23 protein-coding genes are annotated in these 26540 nt (G+C 72.1%); 14 read left to right on the forward strand and 9 right to left on the reverse strand.

All coding sequences use genetic code 11. From position 1 onward, the window contains the following. The first annotated feature begins 14 nt into the window (after nucleotides 1-14). From ABH941_RS04050 to ABH941_RS04085, 8 genes are all read left to right on the forward strand, one after another. Nucleotides 15-890 (forward strand): carbohydrate ABC transporter permease, encoded by an 876-nt coding sequence (locus ABH941_RS04050; RefSeq protein ID WP_370127379.1) that lies wholly within the window; start codon nucleotides 15-17, stop codon nucleotides 888-890. Continuing rightward, the gene (locus ABH941_RS04055) at nucleotides 887-1876 is read left to right on the forward strand and encodes a zinc-dependent alcohol dehydrogenase family protein (RefSeq protein ID WP_370127154.1); all 990 of its coding nucleotides are present in this window, start codon (nucleotides 887-889) and stop codon (nucleotides 1874-1876) included. The genes ABH941_RS04050 and ABH941_RS04055 overlap by 4 nt, the downstream gene beginning before the upstream one ends. Before the next feature lie 28 nt (nucleotides 1877-1904). Beyond that, a complete protein-coding gene (locus ABH941_RS04060; protein ID WP_370127155.1) occupies nucleotides 1905-2927 on the forward strand; it encodes a carbohydrate kinase in 1023 nt (340 codons plus the stop codon). A 592-nt stretch (nucleotides 2928-3519) separates the two neighbouring features. Next, nucleotides 3520-6417, forward strand: coding sequence for an AAA family ATPase (locus ABH941_RS04065; protein ID WP_370127156.1), 2898 nt, complete (start codon nucleotides 3520-3522; stop codon nucleotides 6415-6417). Next, nucleotides 6404-9148 carry an AAA family ATPase gene (locus tag ABH941_RS04070; RefSeq protein WP_370127157.1) on the forward strand — a complete coding sequence of 915 codons (2745 nt, stop codon included), beginning with the start codon at nucleotides 6404-6406 and terminating at the stop codon, nucleotides 9146-9148. Before ABH941_RS04065 ends, ABH941_RS04070 begins: the two co-directional genes overlap by 14 nt. A gap of 66 nt (nucleotides 9149-9214) precedes the next feature. Next, nucleotides 9215-12043 carry an AAA family ATPase gene (locus tag ABH941_RS04075; RefSeq protein ID WP_370127158.1) on the forward strand — a complete coding sequence of 943 codons (2829 nt, stop codon included), beginning with the start codon at nucleotides 9215-9217 and terminating at the stop codon, nucleotides 12041-12043. Nucleotides 12044-12197: 154 nt separating this feature from the next. Continuing rightward, entirely contained in the window at nucleotides 12198-13799 is a 1602-nt protein-coding gene (locus ABH941_RS04080) for an acyl-CoA carboxylase subunit beta (RefSeq protein WP_370127159.1), read from the forward strand. A 29-nt stretch (nucleotides 13800-13828) separates the two neighbouring features. Continuing rightward, nucleotides 13829-14026 (forward strand): acyl-CoA carboxylase subunit epsilon, encoded by a 198-nt coding sequence (locus tag ABH941_RS04085; RefSeq protein WP_370127160.1) that lies wholly within the window; start codon nucleotides 13829-13831, stop codon nucleotides 14024-14026. A 33-nt stretch (nucleotides 14027-14059) separates the two neighbouring features. Here the strand turns inward: ABH941_RS04085 and ABH941_RS04090 are convergent, their stop codons facing one another. From ABH941_RS04090 to ABH941_RS04100, 3 genes are all read right to left on the reverse strand, one after another. Continuing rightward, a complete protein-coding gene (locus ABH941_RS04090; protein WP_370127161.1) occupies nucleotides 14060-14515 on the reverse strand; it encodes a group II truncated hemoglobin in 456 nt (151 codons plus the stop codon). A 72-nt stretch (nucleotides 14516-14587) separates the two neighbouring features. After that, nucleotides 14588-14995, reverse strand: coding sequence for a (2Fe-2S) ferredoxin domain-containing protein (locus ABH941_RS04095; protein ID WP_370127162.1), 408 nt, complete (start codon nucleotides 14993-14995; stop codon nucleotides 14588-14590). Then, nucleotides 14992-16983 carry a heavy metal translocating P-type ATPase gene (locus tag ABH941_RS04100; protein WP_370127163.1) on the reverse strand — a complete coding sequence of 664 codons (1992 nt, stop codon included), beginning with the start codon at nucleotides 16981-16983 and terminating at the stop codon, nucleotides 14992-14994. Before ABH941_RS04100 ends, ABH941_RS04095 begins: the two co-directional genes overlap by 4 nt. A 100-nt stretch (nucleotides 16984-17083) precedes the next feature. Between ABH941_RS04100 and ABH941_RS04105 the strand changes: the two genes are divergently transcribed. Next, complete coding sequence (locus tag ABH941_RS04105; protein ID WP_370127164.1) at nucleotides 17084-17464, forward strand: ArsR/SmtB family transcription factor; 381 nt, start codon at nucleotides 17084-17086, stop codon at nucleotides 17462-17464. A 45-nt stretch (nucleotides 17465-17509) separates the two neighbouring features. Here the strand turns inward: ABH941_RS04105 and ABH941_RS04110 are convergent, their stop codons facing one another. Together ABH941_RS04110 and ABH941_RS04115 are read right to left on the reverse strand one after the other, a co-directional pair. Further along, on the reverse strand, nucleotides 17510-18430 hold the full coding sequence (locus ABH941_RS04110; RefSeq protein WP_370127165.1) for a hypothetical protein: 921 nt from the start codon (nucleotides 18428-18430) through the stop codon (nucleotides 17510-17512). Nucleotides 18431-18529: 99 nt separating this feature from the next. Continuing rightward, a complete protein-coding gene (locus ABH941_RS04115) occupies nucleotides 18530-18976 on the reverse strand; it encodes a hypothetical protein (RefSeq protein ID WP_370127166.1) in 447 nt (148 codons plus the stop codon). A gap of 167 nt (nucleotides 18977-19143) precedes the next feature. Here ABH941_RS04115 and ABH941_RS04120 point away from each other — a divergent pair, with 167 nt between their 5' ends. The 3 genes from ABH941_RS04120 to ABH941_RS04130 all read left to right on the forward strand — a co-directional run bounded on the left by ABH941_RS04120 (nucleotide 19144) and on the right by ABH941_RS04130 (nucleotide 21606). Next, complete coding sequence (locus ABH941_RS04120) at nucleotides 19144-20019, forward strand: metallophosphoesterase (protein ID WP_370127167.1); 876 nt, start codon at nucleotides 19144-19146, stop codon at nucleotides 20017-20019. After that, entirely contained in the window at nucleotides 20016-20672 is a 657-nt protein-coding gene (locus ABH941_RS04125; protein ID WP_370127168.1) for a 4'-phosphopantetheinyl transferase, read from the forward strand. Before ABH941_RS04120 ends, ABH941_RS04125 begins: the two co-directional genes overlap by 4 nt. A 115-nt stretch (nucleotides 20673-20787) precedes the next feature. Further along, complete coding sequence (locus ABH941_RS04130) at nucleotides 20788-21606, forward strand: hypothetical protein (RefSeq protein ID WP_370127169.1); 819 nt, start codon at nucleotides 20788-20790, stop codon at nucleotides 21604-21606. Nucleotides 21607-21655: 49 nt separating this feature from the next. On the opposite strand, the gene ABH941_RS04135 is transcribed toward ABH941_RS04130, so the two are convergent. Then, nucleotides 21656-22369: an MBL fold metallo-hydrolase gene (locus ABH941_RS04135; RefSeq protein ID WP_370127170.1), complete on the reverse strand. Its 714-nt coding sequence runs from the start codon at nucleotides 22367-22369 to the stop codon at nucleotides 21656-21658. A gap of 95 nt (nucleotides 22370-22464) precedes the next feature. Between ABH941_RS04135 and ABH941_RS04140 the strand changes: the two genes are divergently transcribed. After that, nucleotides 22465-23010: a TetR/AcrR family transcriptional regulator gene (locus ABH941_RS04140; RefSeq protein WP_370127171.1), complete on the forward strand. Its 546-nt coding sequence runs from the start codon at nucleotides 22465-22467 to the stop codon at nucleotides 23008-23010. 43 nt (nucleotides 23011-23053) lie between these two features. Here the strand turns inward: ABH941_RS04140 and ABH941_RS04145 are convergent, their stop codons facing one another. After that, on the reverse strand, nucleotides 23054-23647 hold the full coding sequence (locus ABH941_RS04145) for a TetR/AcrR family transcriptional regulator (RefSeq protein WP_370127172.1): 594 nt from the start codon (nucleotides 23645-23647) through the stop codon (nucleotides 23054-23056). A gap of 84 nt (nucleotides 23648-23731) precedes the next feature. On the opposite strand from ABH941_RS04145, the gene ABH941_RS04150 reads away from it, so the two are divergent. Continuing rightward, nucleotides 23732-24613 carry an SDR family oxidoreductase gene (locus ABH941_RS04150; protein WP_370127173.1) on the forward strand — a complete coding sequence of 294 codons (882 nt, stop codon included), beginning with the start codon at nucleotides 23732-23734 and terminating at the stop codon, nucleotides 24611-24613. A gap of 19 nt (nucleotides 24614-24632) precedes the next feature. Here ABH941_RS04150 and ABH941_RS04155 read toward each other — a convergent pair whose 3' ends face one another. Beyond that, a complete protein-coding gene (locus tag ABH941_RS04155) occupies nucleotides 24633-25970 on the reverse strand; it encodes an RNA polymerase sigma factor (protein ID WP_370127174.1) in 1338 nt (445 codons plus the stop codon). Then, nucleotides 25943-26362, reverse strand: coding sequence for a YciI family protein (locus ABH941_RS04160; protein ID WP_370127175.1), 420 nt, complete (start codon nucleotides 26360-26362; stop codon nucleotides 25943-25945). The genes ABH941_RS04155 and ABH941_RS04160 overlap by 28 nt, the downstream gene beginning before the upstream one ends. Nucleotides 26363-26540: the final 178 nt, after the last annotated feature.

Raw genomic sequence — 26540 nt, forward strand, 5'->3', positions numbered from 1 at the left:
TGAGTACGGCGGCCATGGCAACAACGGCGGTCGGCACCGCCAGGTCCTCGTCCGGCTCCCCGTCCGTCAAGCGGCTTCGCGGCGGCATCTGGGGTCTGCTCGCCTGGCTCTGCGGCCTGGTGTTCTTCCTGCCGTTCGGCTGGATGGTGCTCACCTCCCTGCACAGCGAGTCGGACGCGGCCACCAACCCGCCCAGTCTCGGCGCGGGTCTGACGCTGCAGGGCTACCGCGAGTTCTTCGGCGCCACCACCGGCGTCAGCCCCTGGCCGCCGCTGATCAACTCGATGACGGCCAGCGTGCTGTCCACCCTGTTCGTGCTGGCGCTGGCGATCCCGGCCGCGTACGCGCTGTCGATCAAGCCGGTGCGCAAGTGGACCGATGTGATGTTCTTCTTCCTGTCCACCAAGATGCTGCCGGCCGTGGCCGGTCTGCTGCCGATCTACCTGATCGCCCAGAACACCGGTCTGCTGGACAACATCTGGCTGCTGGTCATCCTCTACACCTCGATGAACCTGCCGATCGCGGTGTGGATGATGCGGTCCTTCCTGGCCGAGGTCCCCAAGGAGATCCTGGAGGCGGCCTCCATCGACGGGGCGGGACTGCTGACCACCCTGGCGCGGATCGTGGCGCCGGTGGCCGCGCCCGGCATCGCCGCCACCGCGCTGATCTCCTTCATCTTCAGCTGGAACGAGCTGCTGTTCGCCCGCGTACTGACCGGCGTCGTCGCCGGTACCGCGCCCGTCTTCCTCACCGGCTTCGTGACCAGCCAGGGGCTGTTCCTGGCCAAGGTGTGCGCAGCGGCAGTCTGCATCTCCGTGCCGGTTCTCGTCGCCGGGTTCGCCGCCCAGGACAAACTCGTCCAGGGCCTCTCTCTTGGAGCCGTCAAGTGAAGGCAGCCGTCATCAGCTCTCCCGGTGTGGTGGGCATCGAGACCGTCGACGACCCGACGCCCGGCCCCCGGGACGTCGTGATCCAGGTCTCCGCCTGCGGCCTCTGCGGCACCGACCTGCACATCCTGCAGGGCGAGTTCGCTCCCAGGCTGCCGATCGTGCCGGGCCACGAGTTCGCCGGCGACGTGGTCGCGCTCGGCGCCGAGGTCCGAGGACTGGCCGTCGGCGACCGGGTGGCGGTCGATCCGTCCCTCTACTGCCACGAATGCCACTACTGCCGCCTCGGCCGCGACAACCTCTGCGAGAACTACGCCGCGATCGGGGTCACCGCTCCGGGCGGAGCCGCGGAGTTCGCCGTGGCGCCAGCGGCGAACTGCGTCAAGCTGCCCGACCACGTCCGCACCCAGGACGCGGCGCTGATCGAGCCGCTGTCCTGCGCCGTGCGCGGATACGACGTCCTGCGCAGCCAGTTGGCCACCAGCGTGCTGATCTACGGTTCCGGAACCATGGGCCTGATGATGATGGAGCTCGCCAAGCGCACCGGGGCGTCCTCCGTCGACATGGTCGACATCAACAGCGACCGGCTGACCACGGCCCGGCTGCTGGGCTGCTCGAACGCCGTCACCTCCGCCGACGAGATCGAGCGGCCGCGCGGCTGGGATGTCGTCATCGACGCCACCGGCAACCAGCAGGCGATCCAGGACGCGATCGGGCGGGTCGGCAAGGGCGGCACCTTCCTGCAGTTCGGCGTGGCCGACTACGCGGCCCGCACCACGATCGAGCCCTACAAGATCTACAACCAGGAGATCACCATCACCGGCTCCATGGCCGTCCTGCACAGCTTCGAGCGCGCCGCCGACCTCTTCGCCACCGGCGTTCTGGACCCTGAGGTCTTCATCAGCGACCGGCTTCCGCTGACCGACTACGCGGCGGCGCTCCAGCAGTTCAAGGCCGGCAAGGGCCGAAAGATCCAGGTCATCCCTTAACGTCCTGACGTCCACCGGAGGAGATCACATGTCGGCACCCGAATCACCCGTTCTCGTCATCGGTGAGGCGCTCACCGACATCCTGGTCGGCCCGGACGGGCGGCAGCGCGCATGTCCGGGCGGCAGCCCGGCCAACGTCGCCCTGGGGCTGGCCCGGCTGGGCCACCCGGTGCGGCTGGCCACCCGGGTGGGCCGGGACGAGCACGGCCGAGAGCTGCAGCGCCATCTGGGCGACAGCGGCGTGGTGCTCACCGGCGGCTCCGTGGTCGAGGCCTCGACCTCGACGGCCACCGCGACCCTCGACGGCCGCGGGGCGGCGAGCTACGCGTTCGACATCGTCTGGGAGCTCCCGGAGGCAGCCACCGAATCGGCCCGCACCGGCCTGATCGCCCATCTGCACATCGGATCGATCGCCGCCACCCTGGCCCCCGGCTCGGCCCGGGTGCTCGCGGCCGTGGCTGCCGCGCGCAGCCGGTGCACCGTCTCCTACGACCCCAATCTCCGGCCCGCCCTGCTGGCTGCCCCTGCCGAGGAGCGGCCGCGGGTCGAGCGTCTGGTCGCCGCGAGCGACGTGGTCAAGGCCAGTGAGGAGGATCTCGGCTGGCTCTACCGGGGGCAGGACCTGCACGAGGTCGCCGACCGCTGGATCCGCAGCGGACCCTCGCTCGTCGTCGTCACCCGCGGCGGGGACGGCGCGGAGGCTTTCTGGCCGGGCGGGAGCCGGCACCAGCCGCCGACGCCCGTCGAGGTCGTCGACACCGTCGGGGCGGGCGACGCGTTCATGTCCGGCCTCATCAGCGGACTGCTGGAGGCCGGCCTGCTGGGTGGCGGTTCGGTGGGGCCCGACGGTCCTCGTGCGCGCGCCCTGCTGCGGGACGCCACGGGCCCGCAGGACGCGGCGGGCACGGCCGGTACCGATCCGGGCCTCGTCGAGGCCCTGTCCCGGGCCGCCCGGGCGGCCGCCCTCACCTGTGCGCGGCCCGGCGCCGACCCGCCGACCCGGGTCGAATTCGACGGGGCCCTCTCCCGTTCTGCAGTTGTCGGGAGTTGAACCTCCGAGTAACCAGTCGTAATTTGAGGAAAACTTGAGGGTTCTTCATTAACTCGTGTTACAGACAGTTCATACGGAATGCGCCCGCCAAATGACGTGCACACGGTATGGTGATGCACACGGCAGCATCACCACGCACCGGGGAGCGGTCCCGCCTGCCGGTGCGTGGTGACGGTGCCGCGTCGCGCCGGGCCGGCATCCCGCGATTGCCCCCCGGCGACCCATCACGCAGTCCGGCCACCGGTCGGACTCGATGACAGACTGGGGGTGCCGCAATGGCCGTCGAGCGCTTCGGTGGAGCCTTGCCGCAGGTCTGCCCCGCTACGGCGTGGACGTTCCCCGACGGGTGCCGAGCCCCGTCCCATCCGCCGGGCCGACTCTTCTCACCCGTGCCCCGGGGGCCCGACCTCCCGTTCCTGAATCCCCCGTGGAATTGGCGCAATGGATACGCTCTTTTCTGACTTTCCCGGTCGGCGACGAGCACCTGTTTCTGGGACATGAATCCGTTTGTTCCATCTTCATTTACCGCAGGGCTGTGGAGTCCGCTGGTCGGGCTCCCCCCTCCGGGTAAATCCGGGGAGGTCGAATTCTGGTGGAGACTCGCGGGAAACAGTCGGCCGCGGCAGTGGCCGGAAGGCAGAGCGAGCTTTCCGTGCTGACCGCGCTCGCGGCCGGAGCCCGGGCCGGCCGGCCGGCCGCCGCGTTGCTCAGGGGGCCGGCCGGCATCGGCCGCAGCGCGCTGCTGGACGCCTTTCTGCTGGAGTCGGGTCGGCAGGCGACCGTGCTGCGGGCCCGCTGCTCCGAGGACTCGCGCGCGAGTGGACAGCTCACCCTCCGCTCCCTGCTCGCCGGACTCGGGACGGAGGGATCGGGAACCGCCGACGCGGTCGCCGAGCTGGAGTCGGGCTCGACCGCCTACGGCCCGCTGGCGCACTGGCACCGGGTGGTGACCGGACTGCTGGAGAAGCGGCCGGTGATCATCGCGATCGACGATGTGCACCGGTGCGACCGCCAGTCGCTGCGCTCGGTGGCCTTCACCCTGCGCCGCGCGGCCGGTCTGCCACTGCTGGTGGTGCTCTCCGCCCCGACCGGGACGATCCTGGACGCCGATCCGGCGCTCGCCGAACTGCTCACGCAGGACCACTGGCACACCGTCAACCTCGCCGCCCTGACCCCCGACGCCGTGGCCGCGGTGGTGCGCCGACGGCTCGGCGGGCGGGCGACGGAGGCGCTCAACCGCACCTGTTTCGAGGTCAGCCAGGGCAACCCCGGCCTGCTGAACGCGCTGCTGGACGAGGTGTGCGCGAAGAGCGAGCCGGCCCGGCTGCTGGTCCCGGTGGGTCGGCAGCTCGCCGAGGACGCCCTCCTGGCCGACCTGCGGCAGCTGCCGCAGGTGCTCCCCGTGGCGGTGGCGTCGGCGGTGCTCGGGACGACCTCGGCCCGGCTGGTGGGCGGACTCAGCGGCCTGCCGATCCCTTCGGTCCTCCGGGCCCTGGAGCAGCTTCGGGTACGCCGGGCCCTGTCGCCGGACGGGTCACGGCTCGCCTCGGAGACGCTGCGGCTGGCGCTGCTGAGCCTGGTCGGCCCGGACGAACTCGCCCGGCGGCGGATTCGCGCGGCCCAGCTCCTGGAGGATGCGGGCCGACCGCTGGGCGAAGTCGCCGAGGTGCTGCTGAAGATCAGCGAGCCGAGCGAACCGTGGATGGTCAGCGCCCTGCACGGGGCCGCGCGGATGGCGCGGTTGCGCGGAGAGTCGGCCACCGCCGTCCGCTATCTCACCCATGCCCTGCGCCCCTCGTCCTCGGAGCCGACCTCGGTGTCCCGGACGATCCACAGCCAGGCTGCCGGACTGCTGGCGACCACCGATCCGAGTTCCGCGCTGCGCCATCTCCGTCGCCTGATCGCCATGGACCCGCGGGACGCGAGCGGTCCGGCGCCCGCCCCGCGGGGCGCGGGCCAGTCGGCCGGCATGCGCCGCGTCCGCCAGTCCGTGCGGCTGCTGACCCAGGTCCTGGACGAGCCGGGCGGCGCCGGCGACAGCCCCCGAGGCCACGAAGGCGAGCGCCGGACGCTGCTGGACGCGGCGCTGCTGCTGTCCGGCGGCCTGGACCGCTCGACCATCTCCTGGGTGCACGACCGGTCCGTGGTCACGCCGACCCGTCATCAGCACTATGTGGGTGACGAAGCGTTGACGGACGCTCATGCCCTGCTGTCCACGCTCGGCGGGGCGATGGCCGCGGCCGTCGCCGAACAGGCCCAGGGGACCCCCGGACCGTCGGCGGCGCCGGGTCCGCGGAGCGGCATGAAGCGGTACTCGGTGATCGCCTCCGCACTGATGCTGCACCTCGCCGACCAGAGCGAGCCGGCCATCGTCGCCCTCGACCAGCTGCTGGCCCCGGGCCAGGACGAGGAGCGCGGCTCCGGGTATGCCACCGCGCTGACCGCGCGGGCCGCCGTCCGCTACGGGATCGGGGACCTCGACGAGGCCCGCGACGACGCCCAGCGCGCGGTGCGCATCAGGCAGCAACCGGGCTGGCGGCGCCGGACCAGTTCGGCGCTGACGGCGCTCGGCGCGATCCTCACCCAGCAGGGCGACACCACCGGCGCGGAGCAGGTGCTGCGGCTGATCGACCGGCCGGGATACCGGGACTCCCTGTGGGAGTACCCCACCTACCTCTGGACCCGGGCCGCGCTGGAGCGGCAACGCGGCGATCTGGAGGCCGCGTTGAGCTCGCTGTACGCCTGCGGCGGGCTGCTGCGCGAGGCCGGGGTGCACAACCCGGTCTTCCTGCCGTGGTGGACCGAGGCGGCCGGGGTGCTGGCCGCGCTCGGCCGGCCGTCCGAGGCCAGGGAGGCGGCCGCGTACGGGGAGGAGATCGCCGAGCGCTGGGGAACTCCACGGAGTATCGGCCTCGCCCTGCTGGCCCGGGGGTTGGCGGCGGGCGACCGCACCGGGACCGATCTGCTGGCGGAGGCATGTGAGGTGCTGGCCTGCTCCCCGGCCCGGCTCGCCTGCGCCCAGGCCGAACACGCGCTGGGGACCGCACTGCTGCGGGACGACCACGTGCACAAGGCCCGGCTGCACCTGCGACGCGCCTTCGACCTGTCGGTCCAGTGCGGGGCGGCGGGGCTCGGATCCACCGTACGCGATCTCCTGGTGGCCACAGGCGGCCGAGTACGTCCGATGACCGGGTCCCGCGCCGACACCCTGACCGAGAGCGAGCGCAGGGTGGCCGCGTTGGCGGCCGAAGGGCGTTCGAACCGCGAGATAGCCGAGATCCTCTTCGTCGCGCTCCGCACGGTCGAACTCCATCTGACCAATGCCTACCGCAAGTTGGGCATTTCCCGGCGCAGTGAGCTCGCTGCTGTCTTCGACGGGGGAATCGCCGAACGCATGGGGTCCCGAATGTCCGGGCCTGGAATGTCCAGACCCGGAACGCCGCAGTCCGGAGCGTCGCAGGAAGGACTGTCCCGCCATGTCCGGTACTGAACCGCGCCACCTGCGTCTCGCCCGGCCGTCGGCCGTGTCGCCGCAGGACGGTGGCACGCTGCTGATCGGCCGCGACACGGAGCAGGCCCTGCTGCGTCGGCTGGCGCTGGAGGTCGCCGAGGGGCAACCGTCGTCGGTGGCCGTCTGCGGCCTGCCCGGCACCGGCCGGTCCGTCCTGCTGCGTCAGGCCGCGGACTACGCCCGGTCCCTGGGCGTCATCGTGCTGGCGGCGCAGGGCTCACCCGGCCAGTCGGCCGGTTGCGGCATCGCCGCTCAACTGGCGCAAGCGCTCGCGGTCCAGAGCGTCCCCGGCCCGGCCCCGTGGTTGGAGCCCGTCCTGGCCCAGCACGGCGCCGCCGAGGTCGAGGATTTCTGCCGGACGCTGCTGGACACCGCGCTCCGACAGCCCGTCACCATCATGGTGGACGACGTCCAGTGCGCCGACCGCTACTCCAGAGAGGTCCTCTGCGCGGTGCTCAGGCGCCACCACGACGCGCCGCTGTCGGTGATCCTCGCCATGTCCGGTACGCCGCACAACGTGTCCGACGACTGCGCGGAGCTGCTGGCCCTGGCCGGGTCCCCCAGGGGCAGGGGCCATGTGCTCAGTCTCGGCCCGCTGGGCCCGGACGCCGTACGGAGGTTGAGCGCCGGAACCGGGACCGACGCACCGGACGCCGAGTTCTGCGCCCGCGCCGCCGAGGTGTCGGGGGGCAATCCGGCGGTCCTCCGTTCGACGCTGCGGCTGCTCGCCCGGTCCGGCGGCGCGGCCGGGTCCGGGGGAGGGAGAGAGGCGGGGGCGGCCGAGGCGGACCGCAGGGATCTGGGCGTGCACGCCTCCCGCGCGAAGGGCGACCGTGCGGCCGAGTTGGCCGAGGGGCTGTCGCAGGAGCCGCTGGCGCTGCTGCGCGCGCTGGCGGTCTGCGGCCCGCTGCTGCCGACCCGGCTGCTGTCCGGGCTCGTCGAGGAGCGGACCATGACGACCGCGGCGGCGTTGCGGGTGCTGCGCGCCGGCGGTCTGGTGGCGGCGGACGACCCCCCGCGGCTCGCCGACCCGTCGACCGCGGAGCGGCTGCTGGCCGGGATGGACGACGCGGACCGCCGGCGGCTCTATCAGCAGGCGGCCCGGCTCGGCCACCAGGCCGCCGTCGGCGACGAGGCGCTGGCCGAACTGCTCACCAGGGCCCGCCCGCTGGGCGAGCCCTGGGCCGGCGGAGTGCTGCGCCGTGCCGCGGCGATGGCGGTGTCCCGCAATGAGCACGCACTGGCTGTGCGCTGCCTGGAACGTGCCCTGCAGGAGCCGGTCGGCGCCGCGGAGCGGCTCCGCATCCGGGTGGAACTCGGGGCGGTCCACTGCCGGGTCACGCCCGAGGCGGGTGACCGACAGCTGACCCAGGTGATCGTGGCCCCGGTCGGGGGTGATGCCGAGGGCGGCCCGGACGCAGGGCGGCACCGCGCGATCGCCACGGATCTGCTGCTCGCCCGCGGCGACGCGAACTCGGCCCGCCGCGCAGTGGCCCTCGCCTACGCGGCCGACACCCCGCCCATGACCCCCGCTCCGGTGACGGTCCCCGCTTGGGTCTCCGCCCTGGGTACGGCTCCCGGGTCGGCCTTCGCCCAGGGTGCGGCGTTGGCTGCCGCGCCGTATCCGGCGCCGGCAGCGGCTGACAGCGACGGTCAGCGAGGCCTGGATCGGGGCCCGGACCGGAGCCAGGGTGTGGAGCATGGCCGGGACCGGGCCGCGCTGCTCGGTCTGTACTGGCTGGCCGACAGCGCCGTCCAGGGCGAGCATGGCCTGGGCGGTAGCGAACCGGACCTGCCCGCGCTGCCGCAGCGGCCACAGGATCCCACCGCTCTGGCCGCAGCCGCCTGGCGCGGGGCGCTCCAGGGTCGCAACGCGGAGAACGTCCGGGAACTCGCCTCGGCCGCCTTGCGTGCCCCGTCGCGTGGGCTGCCGCTCCACCCAAGGGTGCTGGCCTGCCGCGCCCTGGGTCTCGCCGGCGCAACCGGGCTTGCGCGGCAGGGCCTTGACGCGGTGTTGGCCGAGGCCCGGTCACGACGTGCTCCGGCCCTCATCGGCTACGCCCTGCTCGTCAGGAGCGAGCTCAGCCTGAGGTGCGGTCAGACCGACTCCGCCGCCCGGGATCTGGTGCTCGCCCGGACCGCGATGCCGGAGGGCAGCTGGCATTCGACGATGGTCCCGGCCACCCGCGCCGCAGGGGCCCTGGTGGCCGTCGCTTGCAGCCGGTGGAAGGAGGCGGAGCTGATCGCCTACGCGGAACTGCCACCCGGCTCGGAACACGGCTTCGCCTGGAACCAACTCCTCTTCGTCCGGGGCCTGTTACTGCTGGCGCAGGAGAGACCCCAGGACGCGGTCGCGGAGCTGCGGGAGTGCGGGCGGCGGCTGCTGGCCCGGGGATGGGAGAGCCCCGGCCTGCTGCCCTGGCGCTCCCTGGCCGCGCTTGCTCACGAATGCTGCGGAGAGCACGCGGAAGCCCTCCGACTCGCTGAGGAGGAGCGGCGTCTCACGGCCGACTGGGGTACCGCACAGGCGTTGGAATGGGCCGACCTCACCGCCGACATCGTCCGAGGTGGGGAGATCCCGGTCCACTGGCTGGAACGCGTGGTGACCCCGCTCGCCCGCCCGGACCTCGCCCGCCCGGAAAGCCGGCTCCGATCACTCCAGCTCCAACCCCCGGATACAGATCAGGAGTTGTTCTCGTCGCAGCTGTGACGTACCCGCCGGCGAGCACGAGCCACGGGCTCGCCCCAACTCAGCACACTAGGAGATCGCCGACCCATGCTCCTCAAGCGCCAGCCCGAACTTGATCTGGCAACCGCGGCGATGCGTGCCGCCCAGGCCGGGCACGGCAGCCTGCTGGTGATCACCGGCCCGCTCGGGATCGGCAGGTCCACGCTGCTCGACGCCGTGGCCGGAATCGGGGCGGCGCACGACGTGCTGGTCCTGCGCGCGAGCGCCGCGCTGACGGAGCGAGGCTTCGCGCTCGGGGTGGTCCGGCAGTTGCTGGAGTCGGCGCTGCGCCGCGTCACGCCCGAAACGGCGAAGTCGTGGACGTCAGGAAGCGCCCACGATGCCCTGTCCGCTCTGGAGGACGAGCTCCCGAGCGGGAACGGCGAGGCCCACGGCGACCTCGACCCCACGGTCCTGCTCGGCCTGCAGTCCCTCCTTGCGAACATCTGCAGCGACCAGGCCGTGCTGCTGCTGATCGACGACCTGCACTGGGCGGACCCGGCATCGCTGCGCCTGCTGGGCCAACTCTCACGACAGCTGCGGCAGCTGCGGGTCCTGCTGGTGTGCACGGTACGCGAGGGCGACGAGCTCTCCGAGGACCGGCCGGTACGCGAGGTGACGGCGAACGCAGCCCTGACCCTGTTCCCCGGCGCGCTCGATCCCGACGACGTCGGAACTCTGCTGCGCCGTCACTTCGGGACCGCCCCCGACGAGGAGTTCGTCCTCGCCTGTCATCGGACCACCCGAGGGAATCCGATGTTCCTCGCCGCCCTCCTGGCCGAGACGGATCGGCACGACGTCAGACCGACCGCGGCGAATGCCGCGCTCGCCGCCGCTCTACGGCCCACCCTGCTGCGCCAGCGCCTGCGGCTGTGCCTCGAATGGCAGTCCGAGCGGGTCCGCCGGGTCGCGCACGCCCTGACTATCCTGGTCGGAAATGCAGACCTTCATCTGGTCGGACAGCTGGCCGGACTGGACCAGGTGGAACGCGACGAGGCGTTGCGCCTGCTGCAACGGCTCGGTCTGCTGACGGAGGATCGACCACCGCGCTTCGTCCATCCGATCGTGCAGGAGGCGCTGGAGGAGGCGCTGCTGACGACCGAGCGCGACCGACTGCACACGGCAGCCGCGGCGCTGCTCCACTCCGGCGGCCACCCGGCCGAGCAGGTGGCCAGGCAACTCCTGGCGATCACCACCAAGCAGGACGCCTGGGCGACCGACATCCTGCGGGCCGCCGCGGACACGGCGCTGCGCCGCGGGGCCCCGGTCACCGCCGCGAGCTACCTGCGCCGTGCCCTGCTCGACTGCTCCTCGCACGACAGCAGGCGGGCGGGGTTGCTGGTGGACCTGGCGACGGCGGAACGCGGATTCTCGTCGTCGGTGTCCATCCGGCACGTCTCGCAGGCCCTGCCGCTGCTCAACTCGGTCCGGGAGCGGGCCGCAGCCGTGACCCGGCTGGGCCCGATCGCGCTCGGGCTGTCGCTGCTGCCCGTGGAGGAACTGCTGCGGGACGTGGCGGACGGGCTCGGGCCGGTCGAGAAACTACAGGAAGCGGACCGGGAGCTGGCACTGAGCCTGGAAGCCCGGATCCGTTACGTCTCGGCGCGGGACCCTGCCGCACTCGCCTCCGCGGTCAGGCGGTTCCGCGCGCTGGGGCCCGAGCCGGGGATGGAATCCGTCGCCGAACGGGAACTGCTGATGACGCTGCTCTTCGCCGCCACCATCACGATCGACCTCCCGGCCGCCGAGGTCGCACCGCTGGCCCACGCGATCCTGGCCCGCGAGCCGGCCCTGCCCGGCCATGTGCACACGCCCATACCGCTGGTGCTGACGGCGCTGATCGCCGCCGACTCGGTGCAGGGCCTGACCGGCTGGCTCGGCATCGCCCACCGCCACTCCGCGCACCATGAACCCGGCCCCGAGCAGACCCTGGTGATGGTCGAACAGGCGAGGGTGCACCTTGCCTGCGGGCAGCTGTCGGAGGCCCGGAGCCGGGCGCTGACGGCCTTCGAACTGGCCGCGGGCGACGAGGGCGAGGTGGCCGTCCTGTCGGCCCGGGCCCTGGCCACGGTGGCCCTGCAGACTCGGGACGCGACCCTCTGCGACCGCCTGCTCGGGGCGCCCTGGGCGGCGCCCGAGGACTCCTGCCTCTCGGTGTCACTGGCGATGCTGCGCGCGGCCACGGCGGCGCACCGAGGCGACCTGCACGCTGCCCTGGAGCACTCCCTGGGCATCGGACACCGCCTGGAGCAGCGCGGCTGGCGCAACCCCGCCCTGGTCCCCTGGGCGTCCGGGGCCGCGCTCGTGTGCCTGCGCCTGGGCGACCGCGACCGGGCGGACGAGCTGAGCCTGCTCGAACTGGAGCGGACCCGCGAGTGGGGCGCCCCGGCCGCGCTGGGACGTTCGCTGAGCGCGCGCGGCAAGGTGGTGGACGGATCGGCCGGGGTCGACCTGCTGCACGAGGCGGTGGAGGTGCTCGAAACGTCCGCGGACCGCTTCGAGCTGAGCCGGGCACTCCTCGCCCTGGGCGAGCGGTCGCTGCCGACGATGCCCGAGGACGCCCAGGACGCGTTGTGGCGGGCGCACCGGATCGCCACCGAATGCGGGGCGGAGTGGGTGGCCGCCCGGGCCCGGGCACGCCTCGGCAAGCAGGCATCGCCGCCTCCCGTGCGGGCGGATCTGACCTCCGCCGAGCGCAAGGTGGCGGAGTTCGCGGCCTCCGGGCTCACCAACCAGGCGATCGCCGATGAGCTGGGCGTGTCCCGTCGGGCGGTGGAGAAGCACCTGACGCACTGCTACCGCAAGCTGGCCGTGGACGGCCGCGCCGCGCTGACGGCCGCGCTGCACGCCGCGAGCAGTGTTCCGGCCGCCCGATAGGCGGCCTCGCGGGGCGGGTCCGGACCTGCCCGCGAAGCACGGGGGAAACGACCAGACTTCCCGCCGCATCCGACGGTTGGGCTTGTATCGCAGGTCGGTGGGCGGCCACGTTTGTCCCAGTGGCCTTCACCTGACGGACTGGGAGTTGATGGGGATGACTGTCCTGGACGAGGCGTCCGTCGGGTCCGAAGCACGGCCGCGCAACCCTGCACTGCGCGAGAGCGTCGCCGAGTTGCGGGCCATCCGGGAGCAGGTGCTGGCGGGTCCGAGTGAGCGGGCGACCGAGGCGCAGCATGCCAAGGGCAAGCTGACCGCCCGGGAGCGGATCGCGCTGCTGCTGGACGATGGTTCGTTCAATGAGGTGGAGCCGTTGCGTCGGCACCGGGCCACCGGGTTCGGGCTGGAGGGCAAGAAGCCGTACTCGGACGGTGTGATCACCGGCTGGGGTTCGGTGCACGGGCGTCCGGTGTTCGTGTACGCGCATGACTTCCGGATCTTCGGTGGGGCGCTGGGGGAGGCGCATGCGCAGAAGATCCACAAGATCATGGACATGGCCATCGCCGCCGGTGCGCCGCTGGTCTCCTTGAACGACGGGGCGGGGGCGCGGATCCAGGAGGGGGTGACCGCGCTGGCCGGCTACGGCGGGATCTTCCAGCGCAACACCCGGGCGTCGGGGGTGATCCCGCAGATCAGCGTGATGCTCGGTCCCTGCGCCGGTGGTGCGGCCTACAGCCCGGCGCTGACCGACTTCGTGTTCATGGTCCGCGAGACCTCGCAGATGTTCATCACCGGTCCGGACGTGGTCCAGGCGGTGACCGGGGAGAAGATCTCGCAGAACGGGCTGGGCGGGGCGGATGTGCACTCGGAGATCTCGGGTGTCTCGCATTTCGCCTACGACGACGAGCGCAGCTGTCTGGAGGAGGTCCGGTTCCTGCTGTCGATGCTGCCGCAGAACAACCGGGAGACCCCGCCGGCGGAGATGACCGAGGATCCGGTGGACCGGCGCTGTGAGGCGTTGCTGGACCTGGTGCCGGCCGACGGCAACCGTCCGTACGACATGCGCAGGGTGATCGAGGAGATCGCCGACGAGGGTCAGTACATGGAGGTCCACGAGCGCTGGGCGACCAATGTGATCGTGGCGCTGACCCGGCTGGACGGTCAGGTGGTGGGGATCGTGGCGAACCAGCCGCAGTCCCTGGCCGGGGTGCTGGACATCCACGCCAGCGAGAAGGCGGCGCGTTTCGTGCAGATGTGCGACGCGTTCAACATTCCGCTGGTGACGCTGCTGGACGTGCCCGGGTTCCTGCCCGGGGTGGACCAGGAGCACGGCGGGATCATCCGGCACGGGGCGAAGCTGCTGTACGCGTACTGCAATGCGACGGTGCCGCGGATCCAGTTGATCCTGCGCAAGGCGTACGGCGGGGCGTACATCGTGATGGACTCCCGCTCGGTGGGGGCGGACCTGTCGTATGCCTGGCCGACCAACGAGATCGCGGTGATGGGCGCCGAGGGCGCGGCGAACGTGATCTTCCGCCGCCAGATCGCCGAGGCCGACGACCCCGAGGCGATGCGGGCGCAGATGGTCAAGCAGTACAAGGACGAGCTGATGCACCCGTACTACGCCGCCGAGCGCGGCCTGGTGGACGACGTCATCGACCCGGCCACCACCCGCCAGGTCCTGATCCGCTCCCTGCACATGCTCCGCAGCAAGCACGCCGCGCTCCCCGCGCGCAAGCACGGCAACCCGCCGCAGTAGCCATCCGACCAGCAAGGAGGACTTCAACCGTGAACGAGGACTCAGCCGTACGGGTCGTCAAAGGCAGTCTCACCGCCGAGGAACTGGCCGCCCTCACCGCCGTCCTGGTCGCCCGCGCAGCCGTCGCTCCGCGCGCCCCCGCCCGCTCCGTCCCGGCCGTCCGCTGGCAGCGGCTGGAGCGCTACCCCTCCTACTCCCCACCCCACAGCTGGCACTCCGCGGCCTGACCCGCGAGCGCGCAGCAGGCCGCTGAACCAGCGTCAGACCAGCCCGTTCCAGCTCCAGCGGGGGGTGGGGCCCGGGTCGCCGAGGTCCTGGCCCACCGGGTCGGCGGACACGTCGCGGGCGATCCTGGTTCCCCAGTCGAAGTACTCGACGACGCGCCGGCGCAGCAGTTCGTCGCCGGGGAGCTCCTTCTCGACGGCGGCCGTCATCAGCTCCATCCAGCGCAGGCGCTGCTCCTCGGTGATCGACAGCCCCAGATGGGAGCGCAGCAGGGCCTGGTGGCCGCCGAGCTCGTCGGTGAAGCCGGTGGGTCCGCCGAAGACCTCGGCGAGCCAGACGACCACGTGCTCGACATGGGTGCGGGTGAAGTCGGCGAAGACCGGCGCCAGTAGGGGGTCGGCCAGAACGGCGTCGTAGAACGTACTGCTCAGTCGGCGCAGTGCGTCGATCCCGCCGACTGCCTCGAACAGGGTTTCGGAACGCTCGGTCACAGGGCTCCTCCCGTAGTGCGGTTCACGATCGCCCGTCCATTGTCCCCGGCGCGGAGGCGAATCGCGGCCGGGTCAGTGCTCGAAGTCCTTCTGGACCCGGCGGGACGGCGTGAAGGCGTACAGGTCGAGGATGTCGGGCGGATCCGCGAGGCCGGGGCCGCCGGCCTCGACCCAGGCGGTGATGTCCGCCCCGGCGTCGGGGTCGTTGACGAGCCCGAGCCACACCGGCCGGCCTCCGGCGCGGCGGCCCTCGGCGGACGGCTGGACGACGATGACGTTGGCATGCTCGCAGGCGTCCAGGCAGTCGACGCGGCGGACGGTCGCGACCTCCGCCAGGCCCGTGCGCAGGTCGGCGAGCTGGGCCTCATGGTCCAGACGGGGGACCTTGGCGGTGCCGCAGCAGCAGCCGCGGCAGACGGTGACGGTGGGGCGCGGCGCCGCCGGGGGCGAGGTGGCGGCGCGTCTGCTGCGGTGGCTCACCGGCTCGCTCCAGCCAGCGAGGCGCGCTGCCAGGCGGCGTCGCGCAGCAGTCGTAGTCCGTTGAGGCCCACGATGACGGTGGAGCCCTCGTGGCCCAGGACACCGAGCGGCAGCGGCAGGTGGCCGACCAGGTCCCAGACGACCAGGCCGGAGATGAACACCGAGGCGATGACCAGGTTCTGCACCACCAGCGCGCGGGCCCGCCGGGACAGGGCGATCACGGTGGGGACGGTGGCCAGTTCGTCGCGGACGATGACGGCGTCGGCGGTCTCCAGGGCGAGGTCGGAGCCGGCCCGGCCCATGGCGATGCCGGTGTGCGCGGCGGCCAGTGCGGGGGCGTCGTTGACGCCGTCGCCGATCACCAGCACCTTGCGTCCGGCCGACTCCAGTTCCCGGACGGCGGCGACCTTGTCCTGCGGCAGGAGCCCGGCGCGGACGTCGGTGACACCGACCTCCGCGGCGAGCCGCGCGGCGGCGCGCGGGTTGTCGCCGGTGACCAGCATGGGGGTGGTACCCGTCAGTGCCTTCAACGCCGCGACGGTGGCGGCGGCGTCCGGGCGCAGGCGGTCGGCGATGCCCAGGATGCCGACCGGGATGCCCTCGCGCTCGACCAGGACGGCGGTTCGGCCTCCGCTCTCCAGTTCCTCGGCGAGGGCGGTGGCCCTGGCGGACAGCGCGTCGGTAGCACTGTTGACGAGCCGGGCCGGGGCGCCGACGGCGACCGCACTGCCCCGGACGGTGGCGGTCACCCCGATGCCGGGGGCGGAGCTGAAGTCCTCGGCGACCGGGATCTCCAGTCCGCGTTCGCGGGCCGCGTCGACCACCGCGCGGGCCAGGGGGTGCTCGCTGGGGTGCTCGGCGGACGCTGCCAGGGCCAGCAGGGTGTCCTGGCTCAGGCCGGAGCCGGTCAGCGGGCGGATGTCGGTGACGCGGGGGGTGCCCTCGGTCAGGGTGCCGGTCTTGTCCAGGGCCACCGCGTCGATCTGGCCCAACTGCTCCATCACCACGGCAGACTTGACCAGCACGCCGTGGCGTCCCGCGTTGGCGATCGCGGACAGCAGCGGCGGCATGGTCGCCAGGACCACCGCGCAGGGCGAAGCGACGATCATGAAGGTCATCGCGCGCAGCAGCGAGCCGGTCACGGCCGCACCGAAGGCCAGGGGGATCAGGAAGACGGCGAGGGTGGCGAAGACCATGCCCAGGGAGTAGCGCTGTTCGACCTTCTCGATGAACAGTTGGGTGGCGGCCTTGGTCCCGCTCGCCTCCTCGACCATCCGGACGATCCGGGCGATCACCGAGTCGGAGGCGTCCCGTTCGACCCTGACCCGCAGCGCGCCGGTGCCGTTCAGGGTGCCGGCGAAGACCTCGTCGCCCGCCTCCTTGGCCACGGGCATGGGTTCGCCGGTGATGGTGGCCTGGTCGACCTCGCTCGCCCCGTCCAGGACCCGGCCGTCGGCGCCCACCCGCTCACCGGGCCGCACCAGGACCGTGTCGCCCACGGTCAGGGCCCCGGTGGCCACCGTCTCCTCGCCGCCGTCGTCCAGCAGTCGGGTGGCGGTGGTGGGGGCCAGGTCCAGCAGACCGCGCACCGAGTCCTGGGTGCGGGCGGTGGCCAGCGCCTCCAGCGCGCCGGAGGTGGCGAAGATGACGATCAGCAGTGCCCCGTCCATGACCTGGCCGATCGAGGCCGCGCCGATGGCGGCGACGATCATCAGCAGGTCCACGTCCAGGGTCTTCTCGCGCAGCGCCCGCAGTCCGGCCCAGCCGGGCTCCCAGCCGCCGGTGACGTACGCGATCGCGTACAGCGGCCCCCAGGCCCAGGCGCTCACCCCGGTCAGCTGCAGCGGCAGGGCGATCAGGAACGCCACCGTGGCGACGGCGGCCCAGCGGGCCTCGGCCAGTGCGAACACCCGCGTGCGCCGCTTGGGCACCAGCGGACTGCGGGAGGCCGCAGCCATGGCCGGGCGCTCGGTGAGGGTCGTAGACATGGCGGGTTCGGATTCCTTTGGATGGAGCTGCACGGGGTGACTCGTCCACCATACCGGATTGCTTGAACAATCATTCACGCGTCTCTTGTAGGATGGACTCATGGGCCATGGAGTCGTCGAAAAGCAGCGCGCCACCTCACGCGAACGCCTGGACCACGTCGGCAGCGCCAGCGTGGCCACCATGCTCCAGGCCCTGGCCACCCCGTCCCGACTGCTGATCCTGGCCCGTCTGGTCGAAGGCCCCTGCGCTGCGAGCGACCTCGCCGCCGCCGCCGGAATGGAACGCTCGGCCTGCTCGCACCAGCTGCGGCTGCTGAAGAACCTGGGCCTGGTCACCGTCGAACGGCACGGGCGCTCCATGGTCTACGCCCTGTACGACCACCACGTCGCCGAACTCCTGGACCAGGCCATATTCCACGTGGAGCATCTGAAGCTCGGTCTCGTCGACGCCCCGGAGGACATGGGCCCCGCGGGCGGGTGAGAGCCGGGACGCCGCCCTGGGGCTGCGCCCCGGCCCGTTCCGCGGTCAGCTCACATGGACGGTGACAGCAGCGGTGTGCAGCGTCCCCGCGGTCTGGAACTGCAGGAACAGCCGCCAGTTGCCGGCTTTGGCCAGCTCGGCGTGGAAGGACAGGGCCGGGCCGCCGTGGTCACCGGTGACGGCGGTGGTGGGGTGGAGGTGGGCGAAAGCGCTGTCGCCCTGGTGGAAGGCGGTGAGGTGGGCGTAGGTGCCCAGGTAGGGCTGCAGGTCGGTGGCAGGCTTGCCGCCCTTGGTGATGGTGACGGTCAGGGAGTGGGCCATGCCGGCCATCAGCTCGCCGCTCAGGGTGACGGTGTAGCCGTCGACCGTGGTGCTGGTGGCCGCCTGGGGGAGGGCGGTGTCCGTGGATGTGCCCGCGACGGTGACGGTACGGCTGAGGACGAAGTCGGTGCCCTTGCCGGAGCCGGAGGCGGGGGTGAAGGTGGCGAACAGCCGCCAGGTCCCGCCGGTGAGGGCGGCCATGGGTGCGGTCCAGGTGCCGTCGGCGGCCATGGTCGGGTGGACGTGCTGGAACCCGGTCAGGTCCGAGCGGATCGCGTAGAAGTGGAGCTTCTTGGTCTGGTCGACGGCGAAGTCGGTGACCGGTTTGCCGTCCGGACCGGTGATGGTGAACCGGTAGCCGGACGCCCTGTCGGCGGTGGGCGCAGCCGCGTTCGCGGTGAAGGTGTATCCGCCGCTGGTCGCGGACAGGCCGTCGCCCGACGGCATGGCGTCCATGCCGCTCATGGTGGGCATCGCGGACGCTGACGGCGCTGCGCTGCCGGTCATGCCCGACATGCCGGGCATGGCCGATCCGGTGCCGGAGCTGGAGCCGCAGGCGGCCAGCGTCAGTGCGAGGGCGGAGGCCGCCAGGGTCACGGCGGTGGTTCGCCGACGGGAGGCGTGCCGGGGGAGGGAAGCAGACATGGGTGTGCTCTTTCAGGTGGGCGCCGTTCGCGGCGCACGGACTTCGGGCAGGACCAGCTCCGGCGCCCCTCGCGTGGCGAGGAGGGACCGGTGGTCCTGTCAGGTCCGGGCGATGCACACCTGGAGGAGTATCTGCCGACCGCCGGTGGGTGGCGGACCTCGGCGCCGCGCGGACCGCGCGCCCCCGAGCCGACCGGCGCCGATCAGCACGGCCAGTGCGACCAGAACCGCGAACAGCAGCACTGGCGCGGGGAGCGTGAGGTGGCCACGGACCGGGGTGGTCACGCAACTGGTGCCCTGCGAACCGCTCGCAGTCTCGCTCTGTCGCTGGGTCTGCACGGATGCGGTGGACGCAGTGTGCACAGCAGCAGCCATGGGATGGGTACCGGGCAGCGTCAGGGCCATCGACGTCAGGGCCATCGATTCGTGGCAGTCGCCCATCGCCGCGGTGGGAGCGCCGTGCATGAGGAACAGGCCTACCAGGAGGACGGGCACCGCGAACAGCCGGGCGAGGCCCGGACGCCTGCTCGCGCTCTCCACCGCCACCGGTTCCCTTCCCGCTCTGGCCGCTTCCGCCCTGTGCCCGTCGACCGTAGCAGGCACGCTGTCCCGCGCGTGAACTCTGGTTGTTTGCCCGGAGTTGCCGGCCGAGGCCGGTGACCGGCGCTTCAGCACGGGACAATGCTTCGGAGCGCGTCAGATGGAGGCGGTAGATGGTTTCGTTGGCTCCGCCGTCCGGCGGCAGGCTGTACGCGGTGAGCGATCTGCACGTCGCCTACGAGCAGAACCGGCTCATCGTGGAGAGCCTGTACCCGAAGGACGAGGCCGACTGGCTGATCGTGGCCGGCGACATCGCGGAGAAGGCCGCCGATGTCGAGTGGGCGCTCGGGCTGCTGGCCGAGCGCTTCGCGACCGTCGTCTGGGTCCCGGGCAACCACGAACTGTGGACGCACCCCGACGACCCGCTCACCCTGCGCGGGGAGGAGCGCTACCGCCATCTCGTGACCATGTGCCGTTCCCTCGGCGTGCTGACCCCCGAGGATCCGTACCCGGTGTGGTCGGGCCCCGGCGGTCCGGTGGTCGTCGCCCCGCTGTTCGTGCTCTACGACTACAGCTTCCTTCCCCGGGGAACGCGCAATAGCCGCGAGGGGCTGGCGAAGGCCCACGAGGCGGGCGTGGTCTGCACCGACGAGTTCTTCCTCCATCCGGACCCGCATCCCAGTCGGGAGGCATGGTGCCGCTCCCGGCTCGCCTACACCCGCGGCAGGCTCGACGCCTGCGACCCGGAGCTGCCGACCGTCCTGGTCAACCACTTCCCGCTGATCCGCGAACCGACCGCGGTGCTGCGCTACCCGGAGTTCGCCCTGTGGTGCGGCACCGAGGCCACCGCGGACTGGCACGTGCGCTACCGGGCGGCCGCGGTCGTCTACGGGCACCTGCACATTCCGCGGGTCACCTGGCACGACGGCGTGCCCCACCGGGAGGTGTCGCTGGGCTATCCGCGCGAGTGGCAGCGCTGGGGGAAACCCGACCCGCTGCTGCGCGAGGTCCTCGCACCGACACCGCCGACGCGGGGAACGGCCCGATGATCGAGGAACTGCTGCCCGCCGTGGTCCAGGTGGCCTCGGTCTTCGGAGACCCGCCCGGGCCCCCGCTGTTCCCCGAGGAGGCGGCACTGGTCTCGAACTCCGTGGAGCAGCGGCGGCGGGAGTTCGCCACCGGCCGCCGCTGCGCCCGCCGGGCGCTGGCCGAACTGGGGCTCCCCGCCGCGCCGCTGGCGGCGGGCGCCAGGGGGGAACCCCTGTGGCCGCCCGGGGTGGCGGGCGCCATCACCCACTCCGGGGACTACCGGGCAGCGGCGGTGGCGCTCCGGTCCGACGTGCTGTCCGTGGGGATCGACGCCGAGCGGATACGGCCGCTTCCCGAGGGGGTGTTCGAGGCGGTCTCGCTTCCGGAAGAGCGGGGCGCGCTGGCCGGGCTGCTCCGGGCCGCCCCTCAAGTTCCTTGGGAGATGCTGCTGTTCAGCGCCAAGGAGTCGGTGTACAAGGCCTGGTTCCCGCTGACCGGGAAGTTCCTGGAGTTCGAGGAGGCGGTCATCTCCTTCGATCCGGTATCGGGGACGTTCAGCGCCCGGCTGCTGGTCCCCGGTCCGGAGCGGGGCGACTCCAGAATCGGTGTCTTCCACGGGAGATGGGCGGTACGCGACGGATTCGCCCTGACCGCGATCGCTGTGCCCGCCTGACTCGAACGCCGGTGCGGACTGGGCCGAACAGGGGACCGCCGGGTCGGGTCGTCCGCTCCAGGGGAAGGATCGATCCGGTCCCTTTTCGACCCTCCTCACCGAACCCGGGAGCGATATGCGCGCTGCGCCACGTGCATCCGTCCTGCACGTACTGACCGCAGCCGTGCTGCTGCTGGCCCTGTTCCTGCCCGCTCCGTCGGCCCGGGCAGGTGTGGCGCAGCATCAGGCCCTGGTGTTCGACGAGCAGTTCGGGTCGCAGAGCTGGGGGCACCGCGGCGCGGTGTGGGCGGATTCCACCATCGCCTACGCCGACGGGACGAGCGACCGCAGGGACTTCAAGCTGGATCGGCTCGACCCGTCCGCGATGAGGATCAGCCGGGGCGCGCTGCAGGTCACCGCCACGGCGAAGAGCGCCCACGGCTCGTGGCAGACCGGTCTGCTGAGCACGGAGCCCTGGCACTCCGGTGCCAACGGCGGCAACGGTTTCCAGCTGCGGACCGGCGACTACGCGCTGGTCCGGATGAAGCTCCCGGGCCGACTGGACGGTGGAGGCCACGGCGCCTGGCCGGGCGTGTGGACCTGGCGCGGCGGCAACGAGGTGGACCTCATGGAATGGCACAGTGAGACGCCCGACATCGTCGAGTTCGCCAACCACTCCGAGGGCGCGGACACCTTCGCCTTTGTCCACTCGCCGCTCGCGGGCTTCGGCACGTGGATCACCGTCGCCGTGCGCTTCGGCGCGACCGACGTCCGCTGGTACCTCGGCGACGACACCCACAGCCTGCGGCTCGCCCAGAGCGACCACACCGGCGTCGGCGCCCACTGGCACGCCTACCTGATCGCCAATCTCAGCGTCTCGGCCCAGCCCGGACGATTCCCGACCTCGACCCACCCGATCACCATGTCGATCGACCGGATCCAGGTCTACCGGTGAGCTTTTCCGGTCCTGGATGAGCCCTGCGCCGGCCTCGACGGTGCGTCGCTCACTTGCCGGCCTGCCTGACCGCCTCGGCCACCTCGGCCGGGGACGCGTGCCAGGGGGCGCCGTGGCCGGGGAGGACCCAGGAGGCCTGGAGCCCGGCGATCCGGTCGAGTGATGTGAGCGCCTCGGTCGGATCATCGGTGAACGGTGCGGGCTGTGGGCCGGTGCGCCCGGTCAGCACGTGCCGGGTCGTCAGGGCGTCCCCGACGAAGACGGCGTCGGCGATCGGCACATGCACCGCGACGCTGCCCGGCGAGTGTCCCGGCATCTGCACGATCACCGGGCTTCCGGGAAGGTCCAGGGTGTCGCCGCCGGCGATCTCGGTGACTTCCTGGATGTACTGGGTGCGCAGGCCGTTCTTGCGGATGGAGTACCCGAAGAAGCCGAGCGTGGGGCCGATCCGCATGGGGCCGAAGGCGGTCTTGGGCTTCTCGCCGGTGCGGGCGCGGACGGCGTCGGCGGCATGCACGAATACCGGTACTCCGTGCTCGCGCCGCAGTCGTTCGGCGAAGCCGATGTGATCGGAGTCCCCGTGGGTCAGCACGAGTCCGCGGATGTCGTCGGCGGTCTTGCCCAGGGACTGCAGCTCGCGCTGCAGATCGCGATAGTGGCCGGGGAGGCCCGCGTCGACGAGGGTGATTCCTTCTGGGGTGTCGATCAGGTAGCACGCCACCACGTCGTTGCCGAGGCGGTGCAGGTGCGGAGCCAGTTTCATGGTTTCCCCCTTCGTGGGGTTCGGGCGTTATGATGGCTACGATAGATAGCCATGATGGCTACGGTCAATAGCTTTGAGGGCGGAAAGGGTGGACGGTGCCGACTCCTGAGAAGACTTCGCTGAGCGCGATCGTGGCGGCGGGACGCGACGTCCTGGAGGCGGGTGGCCAACAGGGACTGACGATGCGGAGCGTCGCCGACCGCGTCGGAGTCCGCGCGCCGTCCCTGTACAAGCACGTCCGCGACCGCGCGGCGCTGCAGGCCGCGGTGGCCGAGGCCACCATCGACGATCTGACCGCGCGGCTTGAGGCGACCGACGGCTCGCTCGAGGAGTTGGTGCACGGATATCGCAGGTTCGCCCGGGACCGCCCCGAGGGGTTCCGGCTGATGATGTCGACGCTCGCACCGCCCGAGGCTCTGGCCCGCGCCGCCGGTCCGGTACTACGCGTGTCCCGGCAACTCGCGGGCGAGCAGGACGCACTCGAAGCCGCGCGCCTGATCACCGCATGGGCCACCGGCTTCATCGGGATGGAACTCTCCGGCGCCTTCCGGCTCGGCGGAGACGTCGACCGCGCCTTCGCCTACGGCCTGGCCCACCTGCGCCGCGCGATCGACGTCAGCGCTGGGCAACCGCTCGGCTGACGGAAGTAATTCCCGGCGTGGGCAACCTTTTCCGGAGTCCGGACTACTGCGGTCGGCCGGCCGGTCGGCCGAGCTCGGTGAGCGCGCTGTGCAGCCGGTCCAAGGCTGATCGGGCCAGCTCGCCCAACTCCTGCTGATTGTCCGTGGTGACCCAGGCGGCGTACGCCTCTTTGAAGGCGAGCATGCCCAGCTCTGCCGACAGGGTGGCCACCACGTCCTTCACTCCGCGGGCGCGGAGTGCGTCCGCCATGGCTGCGGCCATGCCGACCTGCTTGAGCTGATCGCGCTCCTGGAGCTCGGTGCTGGCCGCGATGACGGCACGGAGCCGAGGCCCGAGCTCGCGGTTGAACGGCGTCATCGCCCCAGCGGCGCGCTCGAGTCCGGCGGCGACCGCGGTCAACGGGGTGGCGTTCTCGGGTGCCTCGGCGATGCCTTCGGTCAGGAGCCGCGACAGCGTTTCCTGACCGGCGGCGAGCACGTCCTTCTTGTCGGGGAAGTGTCGGAAGAAGGTGCTCTTGGTGAGCCCGGCCCGCTCGGCGATCTCGGTGACGGTCGTGTCGTCGTAGCCCTGTTCGGAGAAGAGGTGCAGTGCGGCGGTGACAAGGCGCTCGCGCGCGTCGGGTTCCCATCGGGCCATGGCGCAATCCTATCAATGGGACCGTTGTCCCATCACTCTGCTACGGTGATGAGACCTTAGTCCCATCACTTTGGGGAGTCTCCCATGCGTGTTTTCATCACCGGCGCCAGCGGCGGGATCGGTTCTGCGGTCGTCCCCGAGCTCATCGCCGCCGGCCACGAGGTTCTCGCCCTGGCCCGCTCCGACGCCTCGGCGCAGGCCGCCACCACTGCGGGCGCCACCGCGCTCCGCGGCGACCTCACCGACCCCGAAGGCCTGCGGGCCGGCGCCGCCGAGACGGACGGAGTGATCCACCTCGCCTTCGGCAACGACTTCGCCGACTTCGCGAGGTGCGTCGCGGAGGAGACCCTCGCGGTCGAGACCTTCGGCGCCGCCCTCAAGGGGACCGGGAAGCCACTCGTCATCGCCTCCGGCACCCCCGCCGTTCCCGGTCGTCCCTCGACCGAGGCAGACCCGGCGCCGACCGAGGGTCCCGCGGAAGGTCGCGGACGCAACGCCCAGGCCGTGCTCGATCTGGCCGGCCAGGACGTCCGCTCCGGGGTCGTCCGCCTCCCGCGATCGGTCCATGACCAGGGCGGTCCTTACGGGTTCGCCTCGGTTCTCATCGGCGCCGCCCGCCGCACCGGGGTCTCCGGCTATGTCGGTGACGGCACCCAGCGCTGGCCGGCGGTGCACCGTCTGGACGCGGCCCGGCTCTTCCGCCTGATCCTGGAGGAGGGCGCGCCCGGAACGGTGGTGCACGCGGTCGCCGACGAGGGCGACACCATGCGCGCCATCGCCGAGGTCATCGGCCGTCAACTCGGCCTGCCCACCGAGGCCGTGCCGACGGAGTCCTTCGGATTCCTCGGCAACGTCTTCGCCCTCGACCAGCGGGCCTCCAGCGCGATCACCCGCGAGAAGTTCGACTGGCGGCCCACCCACCCGAGCCTGCTCGAGGACCTCGAAGCCGGAGGCTATCCCGGCTGAGGCGAACAGGCCGGGAGTGTCAGTCGAGGCGGTCCAAGGCTGCTGCCTTGCGCAGCAGTACGGACCGCTCTGGGAGGTTGCGGCACAGGCCGGCGGCGCGCTCGAGTTCGGCGCGGGCCTCGACGGTGCGGCCCAGGCGGGCGAGCAGTTCGCCGCGCACGCCGGGCAGCAGGTGCGAGCCGGACAGGCGCCCGGCGGCCGCCAGGCCGTCCACGATCGACAGCGCCTGCTGCGGTCCGTGGGCCATCGCGACGGCCACCGCCCGGTTGAGCTCGACGACGGGGGAGGGGGCCACCCGGCCCAGCGCCTCGTACAGCAGCACGATGCGCTCCCAGTCGGTCTCCTGGACCGACGGCGCCGACGCGTGGCAGGCCGCGATCGCCGCCTGCAGCCCGTAGGGTCCGAGGCCGCGCCCCGTCGTCGCGGCCCGGCCGAGCGCGGCCAGGCCGCGACGGATCGCCGAGCGGTCCCACAGCCGCCGGTCCTGGTCCTCCAGCAGCACCGGGTCGCCGTCGGGCCCGGTGCGCGCGGGAAAGCGGGCACAGGTGAGCTCGCACAGCGCGAGCAGCCCGAGCACCTCCGGTTCGTCGGGGACCAGCGCTGCCAGCGTCCGGACCAGCCGAATCGCCTCGTAGGCCAGGTCGGTACGCAGCAGGCGGTCGCCGCTGGTCGCGGTCGAGCCCTCGGTGAAGATCACGTACAGCACGCTCAGCACCCCGCCCAGGCGTTCGCGGCGTTCCTCGGCCGGTGGCAGTTCGAAGCGGACGTGTGCTGCGGCGATCGTCTTCTTGGCGCGGGTGATCCGGGCCTGGAGCGTGGTCACGGGCACCAGGAACGCCCGGGCGATCTCCTCACTCGACAGGCCGGCGACCGCGCGCAGGGTCAGCGCCACCCGGGCCTCGGGGGCGAGGACCGGATGGCAGGCCACGAACATCAGCGCCAGGACGTCGTCGTCGACGCGGTCGGGATCCCACGGCAGGTCGGATCCGCTGTCCGGCACTGCCGCCCCCGTGTAGGCCTGGCCCTCGGCGAGCCGACCGGCCAGCAGGGCGTACCGCTCGTCCAGCGCCGAGCGGCGGCGGAAGGCGTCGATGGCGCGCCGCCGCGCGGTCGCCAGCAGCCAGCCCACCGGGTTCTCCGGAGCGCCGTCGCGCGACCAGGCGACCAGCGCCTCGGCCACCGCCTCCTGGGCGACGTCCTCGGCGAGTTCGAGATCCCCGGTGTAGCGGGCCAGCGCGCCCACGATCCGGGCGGACTCGATCCGCCACAGGGCCTCCACCGCCCGCCGCGCCGACTCGCGGTGCGGCGGGCAGTGGGCGTCGGCGGGGGTCAGAGCTGGCCGGTCTGCTCGCGCCACGCCCGCTCCCTGACGATCCACTCGTTGTCCTGCGGGAACTCCTCGATGCTCGGCACCCGGCGCACCTCGCACTTGGAGCCCGCCACCGCCGGGAGCCGCCTGGCCCACTCGACGGCCTCCTCCTTCGAGGCCACATCGATCAGGTAGAAGCCGCCGAACAGCTCCTTCGTCTCCCCGTACGGGCCGTCGGTCACCACCGGCGTCTCGCCGCTGAAGTCGACCACCACGCCCTGGGTCGGGTCGTCCAGGCCCTCGGCGGCCACCAGCACCCCGGCCCGGATCAGCTCCTCGTTGAAGCGCCCCACGGTTTCGAGCATCTCCTCGAACGGCGTCTCCATCATCTTCGCCATGGACTCGTCGGTGCCCCGCATGATCAGCATGTACTTCGACATGGTCGTCTCCTCGCCTTCAGGGTTGTCGGTCGCCTCGGTGGTCCCTCGGCCATCCATAGGTCGAACGGGCCGGCCGGGGATCGACACGGCTGCCGGATTCGAGCCGAAGTTCTTCTCCACAGGCACCCCGGGCAGTCTGCCAGGACCGTCGCTCGGAGGCAGGGTGCCATTGGGATGA

It is taken from the genome of Streptacidiphilus sp. EB103A, from assembly GCF_041261405.1.
GTDB lineage: Bacteria > Actinomycetota > Actinomycetes > Streptomycetales > Streptomycetaceae > Streptacidiphilus.

Coding starts and splice junctions, on each gene's coding strand:
- ABH941_RS04050 (WP_370127379.1), top strand. CDS start 15: ATGGCAACAACGGCGGTCGGCACCGCCAGGTCCTCGTCCGGCTCCCCG.
- ABH941_RS04060 (WP_370127155.1), top strand. CDS start 1,905: ATGTCGGCACCCGAATCACCCGTTCTCGTCATCGGTGAGGCGCTCACC.
- ABH941_RS04070 (WP_370127157.1), top strand. CDS start 6,404: ATGTCCGGTACTGAACCGCGCCACCTGCGTCTCGCCCGGCCGTCGGCC.
- ABH941_RS04075 (WP_370127158.1), top strand. CDS start 9,215: ATGCTCCTCAAGCGCCAGCCCGAACTTGATCTGGCAACCGCGGCGATG.
- ABH941_RS04080 (WP_370127159.1), top strand. CDS start 12,198: ATGACTGTCCTGGACGAGGCGTCCGTCGGGTCCGAAGCACGGCCGCGC.
- ABH941_RS04100 (WP_370127163.1), bottom strand. CDS start 16,983: ATGTCTACGACCCTCACCGAGCGCCCGGCCATGGCTGCGGCCTCCCGC.
- ABH941_RS04105 (WP_370127164.1), top strand. CDS start 17,084: ATGGGCCATGGAGTCGTCGAAAAGCAGCGCGCCACCTCACGCGAACGC.
- ABH941_RS04110 (WP_370127165.1), bottom strand. CDS start 18,430: ATGTCTGCTTCCCTCCCCCGGCACGCCTCCCGTCGGCGAACCACCGCC.
- ABH941_RS04120 (WP_370127167.1), top strand. CDS start 19,144: ATGGTTTCGTTGGCTCCGCCGTCCGGCGGCAGGCTGTACGCGGTGAGC.
- ABH941_RS04125 (WP_370127168.1), top strand. CDS start 20,016: ATGATCGAGGAACTGCTGCCCGCCGTGGTCCAGGTGGCCTCGGTCTTC.
- ABH941_RS04130 (WP_370127169.1), top strand. CDS start 20,788: ATGCGCGCTGCGCCACGTGCATCCGTCCTGCACGTACTGACCGCAGCC.
- ABH941_RS04135 (WP_370127170.1), bottom strand. CDS start 22,369: ATGAAACTGGCTCCGCACCTGCACCGCCTCGGCAACGACGTGGTGGCG.
- ABH941_RS04145 (WP_370127172.1), bottom strand. CDS start 23,647: ATGGCCCGATGGGAACCCGACGCGCGCGAGCGCCTTGTCACCGCCGCA.
- ABH941_RS04150 (WP_370127173.1), top strand. CDS start 23,732: ATGCGTGTTTTCATCACCGGCGCCAGCGGCGGGATCGGTTCTGCGGTC.
- ABH941_RS04160 (WP_370127175.1), bottom strand. CDS start 26,362: ATGTCGAAGTACATGCTGATCATGCGGGGCACCGACGAGTCCATGGCG.